The sequence below is a fragment of the Kitasatospora sp. NPDC092039 genome, assembly GCF_044756065.1.
Classification (GTDB): Bacteria; Actinomycetota; Actinomycetes; order Streptomycetales; family Streptomycetaceae; genus Kitasatospora.
Map to the genome: position 1 here is coordinate 740,925 of NZ_JBIVSD010000001.1, position 19,272 is coordinate 760,196.

General features: G+C 74.4%; 18 protein-coding genes. 10 read left to right on the forward strand and 8 right to left on the reverse strand.

Annotated elements, in window-relative coordinates; all coding sequences use genetic code 11:
* Nucleotides 1–43: 43 nt before the first annotated feature.
* From ACIQI7_RS03165 to eccB, 7 genes are all read right to left on the reverse strand, one after another.
* Nucleotides 44–343: a hypothetical protein gene (locus tag ACIQI7_RS03165; RefSeq protein WP_401104433.1), complete on the reverse strand. Its 300-nt coding sequence runs from the start codon at nt 341–343 to the stop codon at nt 44–46.
* Nucleotides 336–785 carry a YbaB/EbfC family nucleoid-associated protein gene (locus tag ACIQI7_RS03170; RefSeq protein ID WP_401104434.1) on the reverse strand — a complete coding sequence of 150 codons (450 nt, stop codon included), beginning with the start codon at nt 783–785 and terminating at the stop codon, nt 336–338. Before ACIQI7_RS03170 ends, ACIQI7_RS03165 begins: the two co-directional genes overlap by 8 nt.
* A gap of 136 nt (nt 786–921) precedes the next feature.
* A complete protein-coding gene (locus ACIQI7_RS03175) occupies nt 922–3,192 on the reverse strand; it encodes a hypothetical protein (protein WP_401104436.1) in 2,271 nt (756 codons plus the stop codon).
* 80 nt (nt 3,193–3,272) lie between these two features.
* Entirely contained in the window at nt 3,273–3,638 is a 366-nt protein-coding gene (locus ACIQI7_RS03180) for a hypothetical protein (protein WP_401104439.1), read from the reverse strand.
* Nucleotides 3,639–3,659: 21 nt separating this feature from the next.
* Nucleotides 3,660–3,968: a WXG100 family type VII secretion target gene (locus ACIQI7_RS03185; protein ID WP_401104442.1), complete on the reverse strand. Its 309-nt coding sequence runs from the start codon at nt 3,966–3,968 to the stop codon at nt 3,660–3,662.
* Nucleotides 3,969–4,003: 35 nt separating this feature from the next.
* Nucleotides 4,004–4,330, reverse strand: coding sequence for a hypothetical protein (locus ACIQI7_RS03190; protein ID WP_355256093.1), 327 nt, complete (start codon nt 4,328–4,330; stop codon nt 4,004–4,006).
* A gap of 74 nt (nt 4,331–4,404) precedes the next feature.
* Nucleotides 4,405–5,976 carry a type VII secretion protein EccB gene (eccB, locus tag ACIQI7_RS03195; protein WP_401104444.1) on the reverse strand — a complete coding sequence of 524 codons (1,572 nt, stop codon included), beginning with the start codon at nt 5,974–5,976 and terminating at the stop codon, nt 4,405–4,407.
* A 181-nt stretch (nt 5,977–6,157) separates the two neighbouring features.
* On the opposite strand from eccB, the gene ACIQI7_RS03200 reads away from it, so the two are divergent.
* The 6 genes from ACIQI7_RS03200 to ACIQI7_RS03225 all read left to right on the forward strand — a co-directional run bounded on the left by ACIQI7_RS03200 (nt 6,158) and on the right by ACIQI7_RS03225 (nt 12,556).
* Nucleotides 6,158–6,844, forward strand: a complete 687-nt coding sequence (locus ACIQI7_RS03200) for a DUF6308 family protein (protein ID WP_401104447.1) — start codon at nt 6,158–6,160, stop codon at nt 6,842–6,844.
* 101 nt (nt 6,845–6,945) lie between these two features.
* Nucleotides 6,946–8,478 carry a flavin monoamine oxidase family protein gene (locus tag ACIQI7_RS03205; protein WP_401104450.1) on the forward strand — a complete coding sequence of 511 codons (1,533 nt, stop codon included), beginning with the start codon at nt 6,946–6,948 and terminating at the stop codon, nt 8,476–8,478.
* Nucleotides 8,475–9,908, forward strand: a complete 1,434-nt coding sequence (locus tag ACIQI7_RS03210) for a glutamate-cysteine ligase family protein (RefSeq protein ID WP_401104453.1) — start codon at nt 8,475–8,477, stop codon at nt 9,906–9,908. The genes ACIQI7_RS03205 and ACIQI7_RS03210 overlap by 4 nt, the downstream gene beginning before the upstream one ends.
* 152 nt (nt 9,909–10,060) lie before the next feature.
* Nucleotides 10,061–10,306, forward strand: coding sequence for a hypothetical protein (locus ACIQI7_RS03215; RefSeq protein ID WP_401104456.1), 246 nt, complete (start codon nt 10,061–10,063; stop codon nt 10,304–10,306).
* Between the two features lie 174 nt (nt 10,307–10,480).
* Nucleotides 10,481–11,692, forward strand: a complete 1,212-nt coding sequence (locus ACIQI7_RS03220) for an MFS transporter (protein ID WP_401104459.1) — start codon at nt 10,481–10,483, stop codon at nt 11,690–11,692.
* Nucleotides 11,693–11,818: 126 nt separating this feature from the next.
* On the forward strand, nt 11,819–12,556 hold the full coding sequence (locus ACIQI7_RS03225; RefSeq protein WP_401104462.1) for a class I SAM-dependent methyltransferase: 738 nt from the start codon (nt 11,819–11,821) through the stop codon (nt 12,554–12,556).
* Between the two features lie 15 nt (nt 12,557–12,571).
* Here the strand turns inward: ACIQI7_RS03225 and ACIQI7_RS03230 are convergent, their stop codons facing one another.
* Nucleotides 12,572–13,966 carry an FAD-binding oxidoreductase gene (locus ACIQI7_RS03230; protein ID WP_401104465.1) on the reverse strand — a complete coding sequence of 465 codons (1,395 nt, stop codon included), beginning with the start codon at nt 13,964–13,966 and terminating at the stop codon, nt 12,572–12,574.
* Between the two features lie 385 nt (nt 13,967–14,351).
* On the opposite strand from ACIQI7_RS03230, the gene ACIQI7_RS03235 reads away from it, so the two are divergent.
* The 4 genes from ACIQI7_RS03235 to ACIQI7_RS03250 all read left to right on the forward strand — a co-directional run bounded on the left by ACIQI7_RS03235 (nt 14,352) and on the right by ACIQI7_RS03250 (nt 19,233).
* On the forward strand, nt 14,352–15,197 hold the full coding sequence (locus tag ACIQI7_RS03235; protein ID WP_401104467.1) for a ferritin-like domain-containing protein: 846 nt from the start codon (nt 14,352–14,354) through the stop codon (nt 15,195–15,197).
* Between the two features lie 164 nt (nt 15,198–15,361).
* A complete protein-coding gene (locus ACIQI7_RS03240; RefSeq protein ID WP_401104470.1) occupies nt 15,362–17,269 on the forward strand; it encodes a RiPP maturation radical SAM C-methyltransferase in 1,908 nt (635 codons plus the stop codon).
* Complete coding sequence (locus ACIQI7_RS03245) at nt 17,269–17,904, forward strand: DUF5825 family protein (protein ID WP_401104473.1); 636 nt, start codon at nt 17,269–17,271, stop codon at nt 17,902–17,904. Before ACIQI7_RS03240 ends, ACIQI7_RS03245 begins: the two co-directional genes overlap by 1 nt.
* Nucleotides 17,905–17,907: 3 nt before the next feature.
* Nucleotides 17,908–19,233, forward strand: coding sequence for an MFS transporter (locus tag ACIQI7_RS03250; protein ID WP_387753815.1), 1,326 nt, complete (start codon nt 17,908–17,910; stop codon nt 19,231–19,233).
* The last annotated feature ends 39 nt before the right edge of the window (nt 19,234–19,272 follow it).

A 19,272-nucleotide genomic window follows, 5' to 3' on the forward strand; every position in this document is an offset into this window, starting at 1 on the left:
CCGTCGGCGCCCGCCCCGGGCACGACGGGAGGCGGGGGCGCCGTCAGGTGCGGCTGGCGTCCTCGTCGGCGTTGTTGAGGATCGTGGAGGTGTTCTTGCCCGCCTGCCCGGCGCTCTCGACGGTGGCCCGCACCCTCTTGAACAGCCCCGTGATGGAGGTCGTGGGCTCGTCGACGTTCTCGTGGTACGTCTTGCCGATCTCGTCGTTGCCGGCCGAGTTCTTGTTGTACTCGTTGATCTCCCGGGTCCTGCTCTCGAGCTCCTTGAACAGGTCGGACAGCTCGGGGTATTTGGAGAACTTGTCGGTGAGGTCGGACAGCGCGGTCAGGGTCGGCTTAGCCACGGAACTCCTCCTGCCGGTCGCGCTTGCGCCGCGCCTCCGCCGCCGCCGCGTCGGCGAAGCCGGGCCGCATCTGGCGCAGCGGGGCGAACAGGTCGTCCAGTTCGGTGCCGCCGACCATCGAGGCCGCCAGCGTCTCGCCGAGGCCGCTGAACCCGCTCATCGTCGCGGCCACCCGGTCCCCGAGGTCGGCCCGCGCGGTGTTCAGCACGTCGATGATCGCCTTGGACAGCTCGCCCGGGGCCATCGAGCGGTAGGCGGTGGTGTGGAAGGTCAGCGACACCACCTGTCCCTGAGCCCCGACCACGGCGGTGAGCAACCGGTCCTTGGACGTCACCGAGGCGGTCGCCGCCTCCAGCTCCTTGGCCGCCGCGGCCATCTTGACCTGCTGCTCCTCCAGCGCGGCCATCGCCTGCTCGATCTGTGCGGTGAACGGGAACTCCACGCCCGCACCTCCCTCTCTTCCCGAGGGCGCGCCCCGGGCCCGGAGGTGCCGGGCCCGGAACGCGCCGGTCCATGGGGTCGTACGGTCCTCTCTACGGCTGCGCCCGCCCGTCTGGTTCGACGCCGGCCGCGGACGCTCAGCGGCCGATGACGCCCGTCACCGCGCCGGAGTCGGTGCCCCAGACCTCCTCGTCCTCGGACAACCAGGTGGTGCGCTGGCGCTCCTTCTCGCCCTGGCCGGGCGCACCGGCGCCCGCACCGGCGCCCATCGGCGGCATCATCGGACCGGTCATGCCGTTGGTCCCGCCCGTGGTCGAGATGCCGCGGCCCATCAGCTGGGACTCCTCGGCGGCGGCCGCCGCGGCCCGTCCCCCGGCGGTGCGCGCGGACTGTGCCTCCGCGGCGAGTTCGGCGATCCTGGCCGGGTCGCTCATCGCGGCCGCCCTGCCGCCGATGCCGAGGGTCGGCGGCCCGGCCGCCACGGTGCCGCGGCCACCGGACCCGCCGGAACCGGTGAACGGCTGGCCCAACAGGTCGGTGCCGCCCTTGAACGAGGTGGTGAAGTCGCCGCTCCCGGAGCCGGTGGAGATCCCGCCGAGCGACGGCAGCCCCGTCCAGCTGCCCCCGATGGAGCCCCCGCCGGGATATTCGACCCCGGTGGTGGGACGGCCGGCGAGGAGGGCGTGCGCCTGGTCGTTCATCAACTGCTCGAACTGTGACACCGGCTTGCCGTCCGACCCCAGGACGACGCCGTCCTTGTCGATCGTGTCGTCCTTGCCGAGCACGACCAGGTTGCCGTTGGCGTCCTTCAGCAGCTTCCCGTCCGGGCCTGTGACGGTGCCGTCGTCGTTCCGCTTGGACCCGACGGGCACCTTGAAGGCGCCCCCGCCGGTACCGGTGCCGGTGCCGGGGACGGTGGCCGGCGGGCCGACCGTCGTTCCCGGGGGGACGACGAGCGGTTTGCCGTCCTTGTCGACCACCGGCTTGCCGTCCGGGCCGATCACCTCGCCCTTGCCGTTGACGGTACTGCCGGGCGGCACGGTGACCGGCTTGCCGTCCTTGCCCAGGAGCGGGTTCCCCTTGCCGTCCAGCAGCGTCGACTGGCCGCCGGTCCCCGAGCCGTTCCTGCCGCCGGTGCCGCCTGGGGTGCCGGGCACCGTCACGGGTGGCGGGGGCGGGCTCTTGCCCCCGCCATCGGGGCCGGTCTTGTCCTTGTTCTCGGGGTTGAGGTCGTCCTTGCCCGGGCCGCCGCTCCCCGGGCCCCCGTCACCGGTGCCGGGCGGATTGGGGGTGTCCTTGGTGGGCGGCTTGTCGGCGGGCAGCCACTTCTGCGGGGGCTGGAGCTTCTGGAGGACGGCGGTGGCGTGGTTGTACTTCTGCTTGAAGGTGGTCATCACGTCGGTCGCCTGCTTGTCCAGGACGATCTGGATCCAGCCCGTCCAGATCTTCTTGGCGATGTCGTCGATCCAGGCCTTCAGGGCCTCCTTGTTCTCCGGCGACGGGGCGGCGCCGGTGGTCGCGAACGTGAAGGTGAGCGTTCCGTTGGTGTTCCTGGTCATGGTCGGCTGCACGTAGGCCGTCGCCGCGCCGAAGGCCGAGTGGACGCACTCGGAGGGCCAGGAGAAGGACGCCCCCTTGCCGTTCTGGTCCTTGTCGTCGTTCTTGAGGGACCACTTCGTCCCCGCCTCCAGCCGCGAGTCCGGAACCGCACGCCAGGCGGTGTAGCCCTGGTACAGCCCGTACACCGCCGTGCGCAGTGCGTCCGCGGTGTCCCGCAGGCACTGGGCCTTGGTGTCGGCGTCGTCGCCGAGCTCGACGTGCACCTGGATGAGCTGGTTCCGCAGCCCGATCAGGACCTCCTTGAACCGGCCCGCCGCACTGCCCTGGAACTCGCTGCCCGCGCCCTCGACGCTGTCCGCCCAGCCCTGGACGGTCTTCTGCTGCTCCTTGACCCAGGTGTTGGTGGCGGTGATGACCCCCGCCAGGTGATCGAAGCTCGGGGCGCTGGTGCGGTCGTTGTAGCCGACGCCCCAGATCAGCGGGCCGAGGATCTGGTCCGCGGCCTTCCCGAAGTTCCCGAGCGGGGTGTCGTTGTTGGGGGCGCCCTCCGGCGGCTTGAGCTGCCAGAAGTTCCAGTCGCACGTGACGCCGACGATCGTGCTGTACGTGTAGGTCTCGCCGGGGGCGTCGTAGACCCACTCGGCCCACATGTCGAAGCCGGCCTGCTCGCCCTCCTTGTACGGCTTCAGGGCGTCGTTCGTCGACTTGAGGGTGCTGCTGACCGTGATCCCGGTGATCCACGGTTTGTCGGTCACGGAGTCGCGGCTCATGATCGAGCCCTGGGTCGAGGACGCGAACGCCGCCAGGGCCCCTTCCCACGGATACGAGCTGGGTGCTGTTTCTGCCACGGCTTCCTCCTGGAGGCGTGCGGACGGGACGGGTGTCGGCCCGGTCGCCGGACGGGTGCTCCGCCCGGCGACCCGGCGGCTCAGCCGGTGCTGGTCGTGGGCTTCGTGACGCCGGCCAGGACATCGCCGAAGAGCTCGATCGTCTCCGCCTCCGTCAGGCTGTGGTCCTCGCCCTCATCGAACTTGGTGCCGGCCATCTCCAGGTCGAGCTTGATCTTCCCGACGTCGGTCTGGATCGTGGTCAGCGCCTCCCTGACGCTGTCCTTGAAGGCGTCCGCGCCCGTCTTCAGCGCCTGGATCTCCGGAACGCCGTTGTTGCCCGGCAGCACGGGCGGACAGGTGAGTACGTTGTTCGCCTCGGTGCCGATGTCGATCCGGAAGGCCTCCAGCTTCGCGGCGAACGCCTTGAGACCGCTGGTCGAGACCTTGATCGTGGTGTCACCCATGGGACCGTCTCCGCCTCGTGACTAGCCGAACTGCTTCCGCGCGCCCTGGTCGGCCTCGGTCATGATGTGGTGCATGTTGGTGAGCTTGCCGCCGGCGGCGATGATGTCCTGGTTCATCTGCGCGGCGTTCGTCGTCACCGCCCGCTTGAACTCGGTGAAGGCGTCGGCGGCGGCACCCTGGAAACTTCCGCTCTCGGTCAGGGAGTTCAGCTTCTGCTCCACCTCCCACAGGGCGTCGTCCATCAGCTTGCCCGCCTGGCCCAGCTCGCTCGCGGCCTGGGCGACGGTCTCGTGGTGGAGCTGGATGCTCCCGAAGTTGTCCATCGACATGGTGTGCTCGTTCCCTTCTGGTCCGCGACGCGCCGTCAGGCGCCGTTCAGGGCGGTGAGGATGCCGTCGGCGGCGTGCATCCTGGCCTCTTCCTCGGCGTGGGTGAGGACCTGGTCGGCACCCTTGGTGGCCTCGGCGAAGCGCTCGAAGGCCCCGATGACCGTGTGGTAGCGCGTCATCCAGTCGCCGACCTTCTCCTGGAAGGTCGAGCTGGCACCGGAGATGTAGCCGGCGGCCAGCTCCTCCCTGATCCGCTCGACCGTGCGGCCGGCGGTGATCATGTTCTCGATCTGCTGCTCGATGTCGGACAGCGCCTTGCGGATCGCCTCGTCCTGTTTGTTCAAGTTCGCCGGCGTGCTCACCAGGTGCTCCTTGTCTCTCCGCGCGCTGGTCGCGCGGCTCTGATCGACTCAACGGGGCTGCCGCTACCGGTGGTTCAGCCGCAACCCGAGGTCGTTGCGGCGGGCACGGCGGCACCCGCGACGGACACTCCCGGCACCACCGCACCCCCCGCGGCGGGCGCGGCCGGCGCCCCCGGCACGGCGGCGGGCACCGCGGCGGTTCCGGTCGCCCCCGGGGTGACCGCTCCGACGGTGGGCGCCGCGGTGTCCCCCAGCGCCGCCGGGTCGAGGCTCGGCCCGGACGGCAGCAGCGCCACCACCGCGGCCGGGACGGAGACCGGTGTCGCCCCGCCGTACCCGAGCTGCTTGGCCGCCGCCGCCGAGGGCAGCGGGTAGCGCACCCCGCCCTCGGTCACCAGGTACTCCGTGCCGCCCGCGCCGGCGCCGGACAGCGCCCGCACCAGGGCGCCGCGCCCCGGCCGGACGGCGATCCGGTCGGCGACCGCGCAGGCCCCGCCCGGCGCTCCGGCCGGCACCGCCGGGGGGCGGCCCGCGTCCGCCCGGTCGGCGGGCAGCACGGTGACGGCGGTGGTCGGAGCGCCGGCGCCGGTGTGCAGGTCGGCGCAGACGCCCTCGCCGTGCAGCGGGGCGACCAGCGCCGGCGGCGCCTCGGGCAGCCCCGCGGAGGGCGGGCCGCCGGGCGCGGTGTGCCCCGCGAGGTCCATCGCACCGATCGACGCGGGCACCGGGGCGGCGCCGCCGTACGCGTCCTTCTGGGTGCGCGGGTCGCCGAGCAGCAGCTTGTACAGCGTCGGGGTGAGCGGCGCGAGGCCGCCCTTGGTGAGCAGGTAGTGGGCGCCGCCCGGGGCCTCGAAGAGCTGGCCGATCCGGGTCGGCTTCCCGCCCAGTACCGGGCCGGTCTCACCGCGCCCGGGGACGGCGGGCGAGGCGAGGTCGGGCCCGGCGGGCAGCGCGTTCAGCACGCCGGCCTGCACCGGGAACGGCGTCGCGCCGCCGTAACCGAGCGCCTGGAGCGCCTGGTTGGCGGTGTCGACGCGCAGCCGCTGGCCCTGCCAGAGCAGGTGCGTCGAGCCGTCCGGGACGGCGACCAGCAGGCCCTGGGTCGGCGTCAGCGCCCGGCCCTCGGACGCCGGGTCCACCAGCAGTCCGAGCCGGGGTGCGGGAGCGCCGGTCGGGCCGGGCTGGACGGTGCCGCAGACCAGCCAGGTGCCGCCGCCCAGGTCGGCGGCGGGCGGCAGCCCGTCCGGGGCGCCGACGATCCCGACCGGGGCGCCGCGCGGCGCGTCCGCGATCGACTCCCGGCTCACCTGGCGCACCGTCATCTGCTCACCGGCCAGCAGCCTGGCGCTGGTGTCGTTCAGCACCGGGTGCAGCTGCCCGCCGACGGACAGGTAGCGGGCACCGGTCTCCCGGACCACCACCAGCGTGCCGGGCTTGGTCCAGCCGTCGCCGCCCCCGGGCCGGATCACCCCGTAGACCGTGACGCCCAGCCCGATCAGCACCCCCACCGCGAGGCCGGTCATGGTGCCCCGGGTGGTGCGCCCGGTCGGGGTGTCCGGCGCGTCGGGCTCCGCCCGCAGCATGCCCGAGGCCACCCTGCTCATCACGAACAGGTGCGCCTGCACCTGGTCGCGTCGGGACTGCATCCAGTTCCTCCCCGGTTCCTCGCGGACCCACCCGCTGCCACGCGGCCGCACCGCGGCGCGCCCACTACGGTCCTACGGCCCCCACCACCGGCCCGGTTCACCGCCCCGGACGGGACCGGCCCCGGACTGTCGGACCCCTCTGCCACACTGGCCCCCGGACTGCCGGACCGAGGGGGCTCCCATGACGGCGCTGTGGATTCCGCCGGTGTACGGGGACGGGCCGACCTCGCTCCGGCTGCTGCGCACGTACTTCACCCGGCGCCGGGCGAAGGGGGACTCGTACTACACGGGCGCCCACTTCGAGCGGCTCGCCGGCGGCGGCGACCGCCCGGAGACGGCGGACCGCTTCACCGCCGACGACCTGCTCGCGATCACCATGCTGAGCGTCTCGGTCGAGCCGCACGGAGCCGTCGAGCTGCTCACCGACCCGGACGGGCACTGGCACCGCCTGCTGTCCGCGATCCCCCGCGACGCCCGGCTGGAGGATCCGGCCTGCGCCCCGCTGGTCGCCCCCGGCGGGCCGGCCGCCGAGCTGTGGGAACGGCTGGCGAACCCGAGCGGCACGTACCCGGGCAAGCCGGACGGGGCTGGCCCCGTGGTCGCGGGCAAGCTGCTGGCCCGCAAGCGGCCGCACCTGGTGCCCGTCTACGACGTCCGGGTGAAGGCCCTGTTCCGGCGGCCGAAGGTCGACACCACCTTCTGGTCCGCGCTGGCCGACGCGCTGCGCGCCGACGGCGGGGCGTTCCGCGCCCGGCTGGCGCGGCTGCGTGCCGAGGCCGGGATCGGCGAGGACATCGGCGTGCTGCGGGTGCTGGACGTCATCGCCTGGATGCACCAGGGCGAGGCCGGGCGGGCCGCGGCGGGCTGAGGCCCCGCGACCGTCACCCGCATCGGTGCGGCGAAGTGGCAGGCGCGGGGCGTCTGGCCGAGGCTGGGGCGGGGGTCCCGCCTCAGAGGGGTACGGTGCCGATGTTCGAGACGAGCTTTGCGTTCCCGCGTTCGCTGGAGGAGCCGGTGGCCGGTGCCCGCGGCCGGGTGGCGGTGGTCGGGGCGGGCGTGGCCGGCCTGGTGTGCGCCTACGAGCTGCAGCGCCGCGGGTTCGACGTCGTCGTGTACGAGCGGGCGAACCGGCCCGGCGGCCGGGTGCGCACCCACCGGTTCTGGGACGGCACCCACGTGGACCTCGGCGCCATGCGCATCCCCGGCAACCACCACTGCGTGCTGCACTACGTCTCCCGCTTCCGGCTGGCCACCCGCCCGTTCGTCAACGCCAACCCGCGCGCCTACTACCACCTGCGCGGCCGCCGGGTCCGGGTGCAGGACGTCGCGGCGCTGTTCCCCGCGTACGATCTGCGCCCGACCGAACGGCGGGCCCCGGCCCCGCTGCTGGACCACCTGCTCGGCTCGGTGTGGCGCACCCTGAGCGTGGAGCAGCAGCGCCGCACGCTGGAGGGCCACTGGGACGACCCGGCGCTGGAGCGGGCGGCCTCGGTGTCGCTGTGGCAGTTCGTCCACGAGCACCTGTCGCAGGACGCCTGGGACCTGGTCGGCCACGCCACCGGCCTCGCCCACTACGAGCAGTCCTCGCTGCTGGAGGTGCTGGTCGACTACTTCGGCCTGTTCCACCGCGGGCAGGTCGAGCTGGTCGACGGGCTGGACGCGCTGATCCACGCCTTCGTCGCCGCGCTGCGCCCCGGAACGCTCCAACTCTCCACCCAGATCGACGAACTGGCGCTGACCACGGACGGCGTCCGGCTCCGCGGCCGGCGGATCGGCGCCCCGCTGCGCGAGGACGTCGACTACGTGGTGTGCTGCGTCCCGGCGCCCGCGCTCGACCGGATCACCGTCACCCCGGGCCTGCCGCACGCCCAGCGGCACGCCATCCGCGGCATCAGCTACGCGAGCAGCATCAAGACCGTCCTGCACCTCACCCGCCGCCGCTGGGAGCTGGAGGACGGCATCCACGGCGGCGGCAGCTTCACCGACCTGCCGATCCAGCAGTGCTGGTACCCCTCGGACAACGCGGTGCGGGTGAAGGACGGCGTCAACGGCAGCTCCCGCCCGCGCTGGGCGGTGCGCGACCCGCTGCGCTCGGCCGAGCCGACGGCGCTGCTCGGCGCCTACCTGTGGGGGGCCAACGCCCGCCGCTTCGCCGCGCTGGAGCAGGCCGACCGGGACGCATTGGTGCTGGACTGCCTGGAACGGCTCCACCCGGGTATCACCGGGGACGTGGACGACATCGTGCACTGCAACTGGGACGTGCAGACCGGCATGGGCGGCGGCGCCTTCGCCCATCTGACGCCCGGCGAGCACACCCGCTACCTGACCGTGCTCGGCTCCCCGTTCCCGGCGGAGCGGCCGCGGGTGTTCTTCGCCGGCGAGCACCTGTCCGGCGCCCACGCCTGGTGCCAGGGCGCGGCGCAGTCCGCCCTGGGCGCGGTGGGCGCGCTGCTGGACCGGGCCGGGCACCCCCGGGTCAGCACCCGGGTGGGGGCGGTGTGACGGTCGCCGATCCCAACCGTGCGCCCGGCCCGGCGCCCGCCCCTGACCCCGACCCCGCGCCCGCGCCCGCCCCCGCGCCCGACTCCGCCCCCGCACTCGACCGGGCCGCGCTGCTGGCCCCGTTCCGGCCCGGCCGCAGCGAACTGGTCGGCATCGAGGTCGAGTGCGGCCTGGTGGACCCGGTCACCGGGCTGGCCGCCCGCTACTTCGGCGAGCGCGGCGTGCTGGCCGTCCTGGAGGCGGTGCTGGCCCGGTGGGGCGGCGAACGCCTGGAGGACGCCGGTCGGCTGACCGGGATCCTGCTCCCGGACGGCAGCCAGATCACCCTGGAGCACGGCGGCCAGCTGGAGTACTCCTCGACGCCCGTCCCGTCCGTCGCCAAGGCGGTGGACGACATGCGCGCCGCACTGGAGCGACTCGCCGAGCTGGTCGGGCGGTTCGGCCTGGCCCTGCTGCCCGGCGCGTACCTGCCGTTCGACCGGCTCGCCGACATGCAGTGGGTGCCGATGACCCGGGGCGCCATCATGCGGGACTACTTCGCCGGGCTGGGCGAGCCGGGCGGCCGCGCCCGGTACGTGATGGCGCTGTCGCTCTCCACCCAGGTCACCCTGGACTACCTCTCCCCCGACGACTTCACCCGGAAGCTGCGGATGCAGATGGCCGCCGCCCCGGTGGTCTCCGCCATGCTCGTCAACTCTCCCCTCCAGTCGGGGAGTTCAGACAGCGGCCTGTTGTCCCACCGGTGCTGGGCCTGGCTGCGGATGGACCCGCGCCGGGGCGGGGTGCTGCCGCCCGCGCTGCGCCCCGGCGTCACCGTCGAGGAGGTCGTCGACTGGGCGGTCGGCATCCCGCTGATCCACTACCGCACCCCGGACGGCCGCTACCACCCGGCACCCCCCGACCGCACCTTCGCCGACCTGCTCCGCCACGGCTACCCGGACGGCTCGCGGCCGACCCCGGCGCACTGGGCCGCCCACCTCAACCAGCTCTGGACCAACACCAGGGTCCGCAACACCCTGGAGCTACGCGCCTCGGACGGCCCGCCGTACCCGCACATCCCGGCCGTCCCGGCACTCTGGGCCGGGCTCAGCTACCACCCCGAATCCCTGTCCGCCGCCTGGGAGTTGCTCGGCCGCTACACCCTGCACGACCACCGGGCGGCACTGGCCGAACTGCCCGCCCTCGGCCTGTCCACCCGCCTCGGCGGCGACCCGGTCCGCCCGCTCGCCGCCGAACTGCTGCGGCTGGCCCGGGCCGGCCTCGCCGCCCGGATCGCGGCCGGCCTCGAACCGCCGCACGTCCTCGGGTACCTGGATCCGCTGGACGAGGTCCTCGCCACCGGCCGGACCTTCGCCGAGCAGTGCCGGGAACGCTGGCACGGCGACCTGCGCCGTGACCCGGCCCGCTACGTCGCCGCGCACCGGGTCTGAGGCCGGCCGGGGGGGACACGCACCACCCCGCGTCAGCAGTTCGTCAGCGGGGTGTCAGCAGCCCGTCAATCCGGGCCCCGGCACCGGCGGGCGGGTGGAAGCTGAACGGACCGCACCTGCAAGACCGGCAGGTCGCCCCGGAGGTGAGCCGCATGTCCGTCCTCGCTGCGTTCCGTTCCGTCGTCCCCGACGTGCGCCGCCACGGCCACGGACTGCGCACCGCCTGCGCGCGGGTCCTGGACCGCCTCGCCGCCGGCCCGCTCGACAACACCGTGCTCGACGCCCTGGGCACGCCCCGCCCGGACACCCGTCCGGCCGGACCACGCGCCCGGTGGCAGCCCGCGCCCCGGCCGGACGGCACCCCCGCCCTCGAAGCCGCCCGGCACCCGGAGCACTGACCCCGCCCGGACGCCCGAACGCCCGGACGCCCGAACGCCCGAACGCCCGACGCCCGAACGCCCGGACACCCGGGCGCGGCCCGACGGCCACCGGGCCGCCCGCGGACGGCCATTCGGCGCAGCACTGCCCCGGACGCGCGGGCCCGCCCCCGGCGGCGCGCCTAGGGTGGGCGAATGACCGATCGTCGGACCGCCCGGCCTGGTGTCGCCCGGGCGGGCCACCTCGCCGCCGCCGCCGCTTTCGCCGTCTGCATGGCGGGCACCACGCTGCCCACCCCGCTCTACGGGCTGTACCAGGAGGAGCTCGGCTTCTCCGAGCTGACGGTGACGGTCGTGTTCGCCGTGTACGCCGTCGGCGTCATCGGCGTCCTGCTGCTGGTCGGCAACGTCTCGGACACCGTCGGGCGCCGGCCCGTGCTGCTCTGCGGGCTGGCCTGCTCGGCCGCCAGCGCGGTGGTCTTCCTGGCCGCGGACAGCGTCGCCCTGCTCTGCCTGGGCCGGCTGCTGTCCGGGTTCTCGGCGGGCCTGTTCACCGGCACCGGGACGGCGTACGTGCTGGAGCTCGCCCCGCCCGGGCACCGGGCCCGCGCGAGCTTCGTCGCGACCGCCGCCAACATGGGCGGGCTCGGCTGCGGACCGCTGCTGTCGGGCCTGCTCTCGCAGTACGCGCCGCACCCGCTGGTGCTGCCGTTCGCCGTGCACCTGGGGCTGCTCGCCGTCTCGTTCGCGCTCACCCTGCTGCTGCCGGAGACGGTCGCCGGGGCCCGCCCGCTGCGCACCGCCCGCGCCGCCCGGCCGACCCTGCCGCCGGAGGTCCGCCGGGTGTTCGTGCCGGCCGGGGTCGCCGCCTTCGCCGGCTTCTCCCTGCTGGGCCTGTTCACCTCGGTCAGCCCCGCCTTCCTCGGCTCCGGCCTGGGCGTCCACAACCGCGCGCTGGTCGGCCTGGTGGTCTTCACGGCCTTCCTCGCCTCCACCGTCGGCCAGCTCCTGGTGCCCCGGCTCGGCACCGCCCGGGCGATCCCGCTGGGCTGCCTGGTGCTGATCGCCGGAATGGCCCTGCTGGCCGCCTCGCTCGCCTGGAAGAGCCTGCCGCCGCTGGTGCTCAGCGCCCTGGTGGGCGGCGCCGGGCAGGGCATGGGCCTGCGCGGGGCGGTCGGCGAGGTGGCCGGCGCCGCCCCCGCCGCGCACCGCGGCGGCGCGCTCTCGGCCCTGTTCGTGGTCGCCTACTTCGGCATCTCGATCCCGGTCATCGGGGTGGGCCTGCTCAGCGGGCCGCTCGGCCTGGCGCACGCTGGCCTGGTCTTCGCCGCCTGCATGGCCGCGCTCGCCGCCGCCTCCGGCCTCTACCTGCTGCGCCTGCTGCGCCTGCCGCGCCCGGAGGCCTGACCCCCGGGCGCCGCCGTGCGCGCCCGCCGCGCGCCGGCCACCGGCCGCCCGGCCGCGCTTGCCGCCCCGGCCGGGTACCGATAGACACGAGCCAGACACCCTGTGTGAAACCCGGAGGTCTCCGCCATGAGCGTGACGAGTCGGTACCTGGACGCCTGGGAGGGCTTCTGGCGCGACGCGCCCGAGGAACCCGGCTCGGTGATCTGGGACGCCGACCCGGCCCTGAGCGCCGAACGCCACCTCACGCTGTTCCGCCCCCACCTGGCGGACCCTGCGCTGCCCGTCGTCGACCTGGGCTGCGGCAACGGCACCCAGACCCGCTTCCTCGCCGAACGCTTCCCGCTCGCCCTCGGCGTCGACCTGTCCGAAGCGGCGCTGGACCGCGCCCGGCGCGGGGACCCGGCCGGGCGGGCCGAGTTCACCCGGCTGGACGCCACCGACGCCGAGGCCGTCCGGGCGCTCCACCGCCGCCTCGGCGACGCCAACGTGTACGTGCGCGGGGTGATCCACCAGAGCGAGCCGGCCGACCGCCCACGGGTGGTCGAAGCCATCGGCGTCCTGCTTGGGGCACGCGGCCGGGCCTTCGTGTTCGAGCTCGCCGAGGCGGCCAAGGGCGTGCTGGGCGAGCTCGCCCGCGGCCCGGCCGGCCCGCCGCCGAAGCTGCGCCCGGTGTTCGCCCACGGACTCACCCCCGGCGAGGTCGCCGACTCGGTGTTCCCCGAGCTGTTCCGCGCGGCCGGCCTCGACGTCCTCGCCGCCGGCGAACTGCCGCTGTCCACCACGGAGTCCACGCCCGACGGCGCCCGGATCGAGCTGCCCGCGCACTGGCTGGTCGTCGGGCCGGGCGGCTGCGCGCCGCGCTGAGCGAGGGGCCGCCGGCTACTCCGCCGCGCCCTCGGGGCGGATGTTCAGGTTGCCGCGCAGGACGTTCGCCGGGTCGTACGCCTTCTTCACGGCCGCGAGCCGGGCGTAGCGCTCCGGGCCGTAGACGTCCCGCGCCCTGCGGTCGCCCTCGCCCTGCACGTAGTTGGCGTACGCCCCGCCGGTGCCGAAGGGCCGCAGGGCCTCCACCGTCGCGCGTGACCAGGCGACGTGCTCCGGGTCCTGCTCCGGGTCGGTCCAGTGCGCCTCCGCCGTCACCTGGAAGGGCGCGGCGCGGCCGGGGAAGGCGGAGTCCTCCTCGGGGACGTCGGCGATGGCCCCGCGCAGGAACTCGAAGTCGATCGAGCAGAGCGCGGACGGGTTGGCCCTGGTCGCCTCGACGAGCCGGGCGACGGCCTCGGGCGAGAGGTCCTCGACGTAGCAGGACTTGACGAAGTAGCGGTCGCCCTTGGGCTCGCTGCTGTCGCCGAGCGCCTGCAGCTGCGGGTACGACATCGGGATGCTGATCCGGGCCGCGGGCACGACCTCCCGGTAGAGCTCCTCGGTCCGCGCCCGGCCCTCCTCCTCGTCCCCGGTCCACACCGCCAGGAGCAGCAGCGCGGGCCGCCCGCGCAGGTGCTCCGGTATCCACTCCTGGTCGCCCGCGCGCTTCAGCCCGCCGACGGTGTGCAGGCCCACGGGCTGCCGCCCGGTGTACTCGCGGTAGGCGGCCAGGGCGTCCGGGACGTCGTCCAGGGCGTAGACGCCCATGCTGAACAGGGCCGGCCCGACCGGGCGCAGCCGCAGGGTGAAGCGGGTGACCACGCCGAAGTTCCCGCCGCCGCCGCGCAGCGCCCACAGCAGTTCGGGGTGGCTCTCCTCGGTGGCCTCGACGACCGAGCCGTCGGCGAGGACGACCTCGGCGGCGAGGATGTGGTCGCAGGTCAGGCCCCAGCGCCGGGCGAGCCAGCCGTACCCGCCGCCGAGGGCGAGCCCGCCCAGGCCGGTGTGGGAGATCACGCCCGCGGGGCAGGCCAGTCCGTACGGCGCCGTGGCCTGGTCGAGGTCGCGCAGCAGGCAGCCGCCCTGGGCCTCGGCGGTGCGGGCCCGCGGGTCGACGGTGACGGCGCGCATCGGCGACAGGTCGATCATCAGGGCCCCGTCGGCGACGGCGCTGCCGCCGACGTTGTGGCCGCCGCCGCGGACGGTGACGTCGAGGCCGTGGGCCGCCGCGAAGCGCAGTGCCTCGCCGACGTCCGCCGCGCTGCGGCAGCGGGCGATGTGGGCGGGGCGGCGGTCGTGCATGCCGTTCCACACGGCGCGGGCCTCGTCGTACCCGGCGTCGCCGGGGCTCAGCCAGTGCCCGGGCGGTGCCGCCTGCGGCGCGACGTCCTCCGGAGTGTCCTGCGGCATGGTGGCGGCCCCTCTCCCTCACGGCGTCACGGCCGGGCGGGGGGCTCCGTCAGCCGGTGCGCCGCCCCCCGTGACCGATGCATGGCGCACACACGATAGGTGGACCACCGGCCGCGTGGGGGTGAATTCCCGGCCACAGGTCGGGTTTCGGCCATCCTCCGGGGCGACCTGAACCCGCCGGGACCGACCGTTCCGTCGGTCCGCCCGCCGGTGATCTCCGCTGGTCATCCGTGGATCTCCCGGCGCGCCGCACAAGGAGCGTCCGCCCGCTGGATCTTGGCGCGTTTGCGGGGACGGAGCGACGAAAGCGTTCGAACAATCGGGGTCGCCGTGTTTTGCTTCCCCGGACATGACAGCGGTCGGCGCGGCGGCGACGGGGTGAGGGATGGCAGGGACCGAAGGTGCTCCGGGCGGGCCACGTCCGTCGGGCGTGGCCCGTTACCGCACCCGCGGCGTCCCCGACCTGCACCACCGCTTCATCCGTGACGCCCGCTCGCACGACTGGGAGCCGGCCGAGGTGGTCCACCGGGCCCTGCGGGACCGCACCGACCCGGCCCCGCCCTCGGAGCTCTCCTGGCTGATCGCCAGCGGCAGCACCTACGCCGAGCAGGTCGGCATGGACGTGGCGGCCGGTCTGCTGCACGCCTGCCCCGAGGGCGACATGAAGCTGGTGCTCGCCACCGCGGTCGCCGACGAGGCCAAGCACTCGGCCGTCTTCCACCGCTACGCGCACGCCGTCGCCGGGTCGGTCAAGGACCCGGGGGACGCCGTCGAGGAGCTGTCGCACGACCTGTGGTCGCTGGACGACTACACCGCCCGCTTCCTGGCCCACACCCTGGCCGAGGGCTTCGCCGCCGACGAGTTCCGCTGGTTCGACGAGGGCCTGCGCGGGGACGGCCTGGGCGAGGTGTACCGGCTGGTGCGCCGGGACGAGTCCCGCCACGTCGCGCTCGGCATGGCCTACCTCACCCACGGACCCGGCGCGGACCGACTGCGCAGCCTGCCCGCCGAGTTGCTGCTCGCCGCCGAACAGGTGGTGCTGAGGCACAACGACGTGGACAAGCTGTCCGAGCTGGTGCACCGGCTGCTGCCCGGTACGCCGGCACCCCGTGTCGCCGCCTGGCTCCGGGCGCGGCACGCCACCCGCATGCGGGTGCTCCTGAACGTCCGGGACGACCGGCAAGAACTGTCCCGGCGCCGCAAATCCCCGCGAGAACACATGGAGGTGTGATGGAGATCAAGAAGGTTGCCGTCCGCGCTGAGACCAAGGCGGCCAACAAGTACAGCGTGAGCACACGCCGCGCCGCCAAGTAAGCGCGCATCTGTACCGAGGCGGCCGTACCCCCGGTGGTACGGCCGCCTCTCCACTGTTCCGAGAGTCCGAAAGGCCAGGGAATGCGTATCGCGCTCGTCTCCATGCCGTGGCAGGCCCTGGAGATGCCGTCGCTCCAGGTCGGTCTCCTGCACGCGCTCGTCACCCGGGAACGGCCGGCCGACGAGGTCACCGAGTACCACGGGTGGCTGCGCTGGGCCGAGTTCCTGCTGGAGCACAGCGACGGCGAACTGACCCCGATGGAGTACATGACCGTCGCCGACGACCAGGTGTTCGACGGCTTCGGCGACTGGGTCTTCTCGGGCTGCCTGTACGACGACGAGCACTGGGGCACCGAGCAGCTGACCGCCTACGCGCAGCGCACCGGGTCGTCGATCGACAGCCTGCTGCGGATGCGGCCGCACGCCGCCCGGTTCATCGCCGAGGCCGCCCGTGAGGTGCTCGCCGGCGACCCCGACGTGGTCGGCATGACCACCACCTTCCTGCAGAACGTGCCCTCGCTGGCCCTCGCCCGGGAGATCAAGCGGCTGCGGCCCGAGGTCGTCACCGTGCTGGGCGGCAGCAACTGCGACAGCGTCATGGGCCACGCCCTGCACCGCAACCACCGCTTCCTGGACCACGTCGTGCGCGGCGAGGCCGAGAGGGCCTTCCCGGCGCTGCTCGCCCACCTGGAGCGCGGCACCGCCCCCGCGGACGTCCCCGGGGTCTGCTGGTGGGACGGCGACACCTCGCACGCCAACCGGGAGGCCAAGGGCACCGTGCCCGTCGGGCTGCTGCCCAGCCCCGACTTCGACGCCTGGCAGGAGTCCTTCGACGCCTCCCCGGTGGCCGAGTTCGTCGAACCCAAGCTCGTGGTGGAGGGCGCCCGGGGCTGCTGGTGGGGCGAGAAGCACCACTGCACCTTCTGCGGGCTCAACGGCAGCCTGATGGAGTTCCGCTCCAAGAGCGGCGAGCAGCTCTGGTCCGAGATCGAACGGCTCGTCCACCGGCACAAGTTGCTCGACGTCATCACGGTCGACAACATCATCAGCATGGACTACTTCCGTGACTTCCTGCCACGGGCCGCCGAGAGCGAGTGGGACCTGCGCATCCACTACGAGGTGAAGTCGAACCTCAGCCGGGAGCAGATCGCCCTGCTGGGCCGCGCCCGGGTCACCCACGTCCAGCCCGGCATCGAGAGCCTGAACAGCCGGGTGCTCGGCCTGATGGACAAGGGGGTCACCGGCGCCCGCAACGTCCGTACCATGCGGGAGTGCGAGAACCACGCGCTCACCTGCGTCTGGAACTACCTGTACGGGTTCCCGGGCGAGCACGACGAGGACTACACGGAGATCATCGACCAGATGCCGGCGCTGCGTCACCTCCAGCCCCCGGGCGGTGCCACCCGCATCGCCCTGGAGCGGTTCAGCCCGCACTTCACCAACCCCGCGCTGGGCTTCACCGAGCGCCGCCCGGCCGACATCTACCAGCACGTCTACCAGCTGCCGCGGGAGGAACTGGAGGACCTGGTCTACCTGTTCGACGCCCCGGCCGCCGGCATCCAGGGCGAGCTGGAACGACGGCTGGTGGAGGAGATCGACCGCTGGACGGAGGCCTACCCGTCCTCCCGGCTCCTGCTCGAACCGGCCGCGGACGGCGACGGCGGCGAGGACGGCGACCTGCTCGTCCACGACGAACGCGAGGGCTGGCCGCGGCGCACCCACCGGCTGACCCAGTGGCGGGCCGCCGCGTTCCGCGAACTGGACCACGGCCGGACGATCGCCGCCCTGCACCGTCGCCTGGCCGAGGCCGGGCACCACGTCCCGCCGGCCGAGCTCACCGCCTGGGGACGTGAACTCCTCGCGCACGGACTGGTGTTCAAGGACGGCGACACCCTGCTCGCGCTGCCCACCCGGGCGGTGCCGGTCCGCGCCCCCGGCCAGGACGCCCCGCTCGTCGCCGCCGTGCCGACCCCCGAGGAGGTGGTGTGATGCCGATCGCCAAGCCCTCCCTGGCCGCGCCCGACCGGCCGGAGCTGCCGGACGCGCTGCCGTACCGGACGGACGGCCGGCTGGTCGTCCTCACCGAGCCGGTCCCGCTCGGCGCGGGCGGGCGTGCCGCCGCCGAGGCCGTCCGGCTGCTGCGCGAGTGCCAGAGCCACGTCCTCCCGGTGCGCTGGTCCCTGGCCCCGGACGACCCGGTGCTGCGCGAGCCGGCGGCCGCCGACTTCGCCCTCCACCACCTGCACCACCTGCCGCCGCCCGCCGACGCGGCCGGGGGCCCTGGGGACGCGGCCCCGACGGGCCCGGCGCCCAGCCGGGCCCTGGCCGACTGGCGCGCCACGTACGGGTACGGGCGGTTCTACTACCGGCAGGGCCCGGGCTTCCTCCAGGTCAGGGACCGCCGGGACCCGGACGCCTCGGCCCGCTTCGCCCTGGACCACCCCGACCTGGTGGCCACCTTCCGGACCTGCCTGACCCCCACCGCCCTGGACGACCTCAGCGGTACGGGCCGTGAGGCGGTGTCCGTGCTGGCGTCCGAGGGCCTGGTGCTCGTCACCCGGGGCTGGGCGGTGACGCTGCCGCCACGCATCCGCCACTGGACCGTGCCCGACACAGGAGTCTGATACATGGGATCTTCCACGGCCGAGGAGTCGTCCGTACCCGCGGAGTCCGGCCCGCCCGCGACGCCGCCCCCGGCCCCGGAATCCGTACCGCTGCGCCGGCACCGGCCGCTGCTGCTGCTGGTCACCGAGCAGATGACCAGCTCGGTGGGGCGGCAGGTCACCGCGCTGGCGCTGCCGCTGCTGGCCATCGCCCACCTGCACGCCGGGCCGCTGGGCTCCTCGGCACTGATGGCGATGACCTACCTGCCCGGCGTCCTGCTCAGCCCGCTGATCGGCGTCGCCGTCGACCGGGCCCGGCTGCGGCGGATGCTGGTCGCGGTCTCCTGGCTGCAGGTCCCCGCCATCGGCAGCGTGCCGCTCGCGGCCGCGCTGGACGGCCTCACCTGGCCGCACCTGTTCGCCGCGGCCGCCGCCTCCGGGGCGCTGAGCTCCGCCCAGAGCGTCGCGCTGCAGTCCTGTCTGCCCCGGGTGGTGCCCACGGAACGCCTGCTGCCGGCCAACTCCTCGCTCACCGGGGCCCGGACCATCGGCCTGATCGGCGGGCCGGCGCTCGGCGGCATCCTGATCGGCGTGATCGACCCGGCCCCGGCGCTGCTGGTGGAGTGCGCCGCCTACCTCGTCGGCGGGGCCCTGTTCCTCGCGCTGCCCGCGTCGCTGAACCGGTCCGCGCAGGAGGCGGGCAGCGGTGCGCGCTCCCGTGTCGAGGCGCTGAAGGAGGGCCTCGCGGTCATCCGGCGCGAGACCCTGCTGCGCCGCCAGGCGCTGGCCGCGGCCGGGCTCAACCTCGGCGGCGGGGCCGGCGGCGGGCTGTTCATCCTGTACGCCGACCGGGAGCTGCAGCTGCCCCCGTGGCAGCTCGGCACGGTCTACGCCGCCTACGCCGTCGGCATGGGCACCGGGGTGCTGGCCGCGACCTCCGTCACCCGGGCGCTGGGCATGGCCCGGGCCATCCGGCTGTGCGCCGTCGGCGCCGGGGCGGCCCTCTTCCTCATCCCGGCGGCCTCCCTCGGGCTGCCCTTCCCGGTGCTGGTCCTGTACCAGCTGCTGTTCGGGCTGCTGGCCACCGTCTGGTCGATCGCCATGACCACCGGCCGCCAACTCGTGACCCCGGCCCACTTGTTGGGCCGGGTCAACGCCTTCCTGGGGGCCGTGCTGACCGCCACCCTGCCGGTCGGCGCCTTCGTCGGCGGGTGGCTCGCCTCCCGGGTCGGCATCGTGCCGGTGCTGGTCGGCGCCGCGGCCGTCGCCCTGGCGGGCGCGAGCAGCCTCTGGTTCCCGCGCGACATGCTCGCCGGGATCGAGCGGGCGGCCGAGGCGAAGAAGTCCTGAGGCGTGAGGCGTGAGTCCTGAGGTGCGAGTCCTGAGGTG

Excerpts from the sequence above, each read along its gene's own strand:
- ACIQI7_RS03235 (WP_401104467.1), top strand. The coding sequence starts at position 14,352 with ATGGCAGGGACCGAAGGTGCTCCGGGCGGGCCACGTCCGTCGGGCGTG.
- ACIQI7_RS03180 (WP_401104439.1), bottom strand. The coding sequence starts at position 3,638 with ATGGGTGACACCACGATCAAGGTCTCGACCAGCGGTCTCAAGGCGTTC.
- ACIQI7_RS03200 (WP_401104447.1), top strand. The coding sequence starts at position 6,158 with ATGACGGCGCTGTGGATTCCGCCGGTGTACGGGGACGGGCCGACCTCG.
- ACIQI7_RS03185 (WP_401104442.1), bottom strand. The coding sequence starts at position 3,968 with ATGTCGATGGACAACTTCGGGAGCATCCAGCTCCACCACGAGACCGTC.
- ACIQI7_RS03240 (WP_401104470.1), top strand. The coding sequence starts at position 15,362 with ATGCGTATCGCGCTCGTCTCCATGCCGTGGCAGGCCCTGGAGATGCCG.
- eccB (WP_401104444.1), bottom strand. The coding sequence starts at position 5,976 with ATGCAGTCCCGACGCGACCAGGTGCAGGCGCACCTGTTCGTGATGAGC.
- ACIQI7_RS03245 (WP_401104473.1), top strand. The coding sequence starts at position 17,269 with ATGCCGATCGCCAAGCCCTCCCTGGCCGCGCCCGACCGGCCGGAGCTG.
- ACIQI7_RS03230 (WP_401104465.1), bottom strand. The coding sequence starts at position 13,966 with ATGCCGCAGGACACTCCGGAGGACGTCGCGCCGCAGGCGGCACCGCCC.
- ACIQI7_RS03215 (WP_401104456.1), top strand. The coding sequence starts at position 10,061 with ATGTCCGTCCTCGCTGCGTTCCGTTCCGTCGTCCCCGACGTGCGCCGC.
- ACIQI7_RS03205 (WP_401104450.1), top strand. The coding sequence starts at position 6,946 with ATGTTCGAGACGAGCTTTGCGTTCCCGCGTTCGCTGGAGGAGCCGGTG.
- ACIQI7_RS03225 (WP_401104462.1), top strand. The coding sequence starts at position 11,819 with ATGAGCGTGACGAGTCGGTACCTGGACGCCTGGGAGGGCTTCTGGCGC.
- ACIQI7_RS03220 (WP_401104459.1), top strand. The coding sequence starts at position 10,481 with ATGACCGATCGTCGGACCGCCCGGCCTGGTGTCGCCCGGGCGGGCCAC.
- ACIQI7_RS03250 (WP_387753815.1), top strand. The coding sequence starts at position 17,908 with ATGGGATCTTCCACGGCCGAGGAGTCGTCCGTACCCGCGGAGTCCGGC.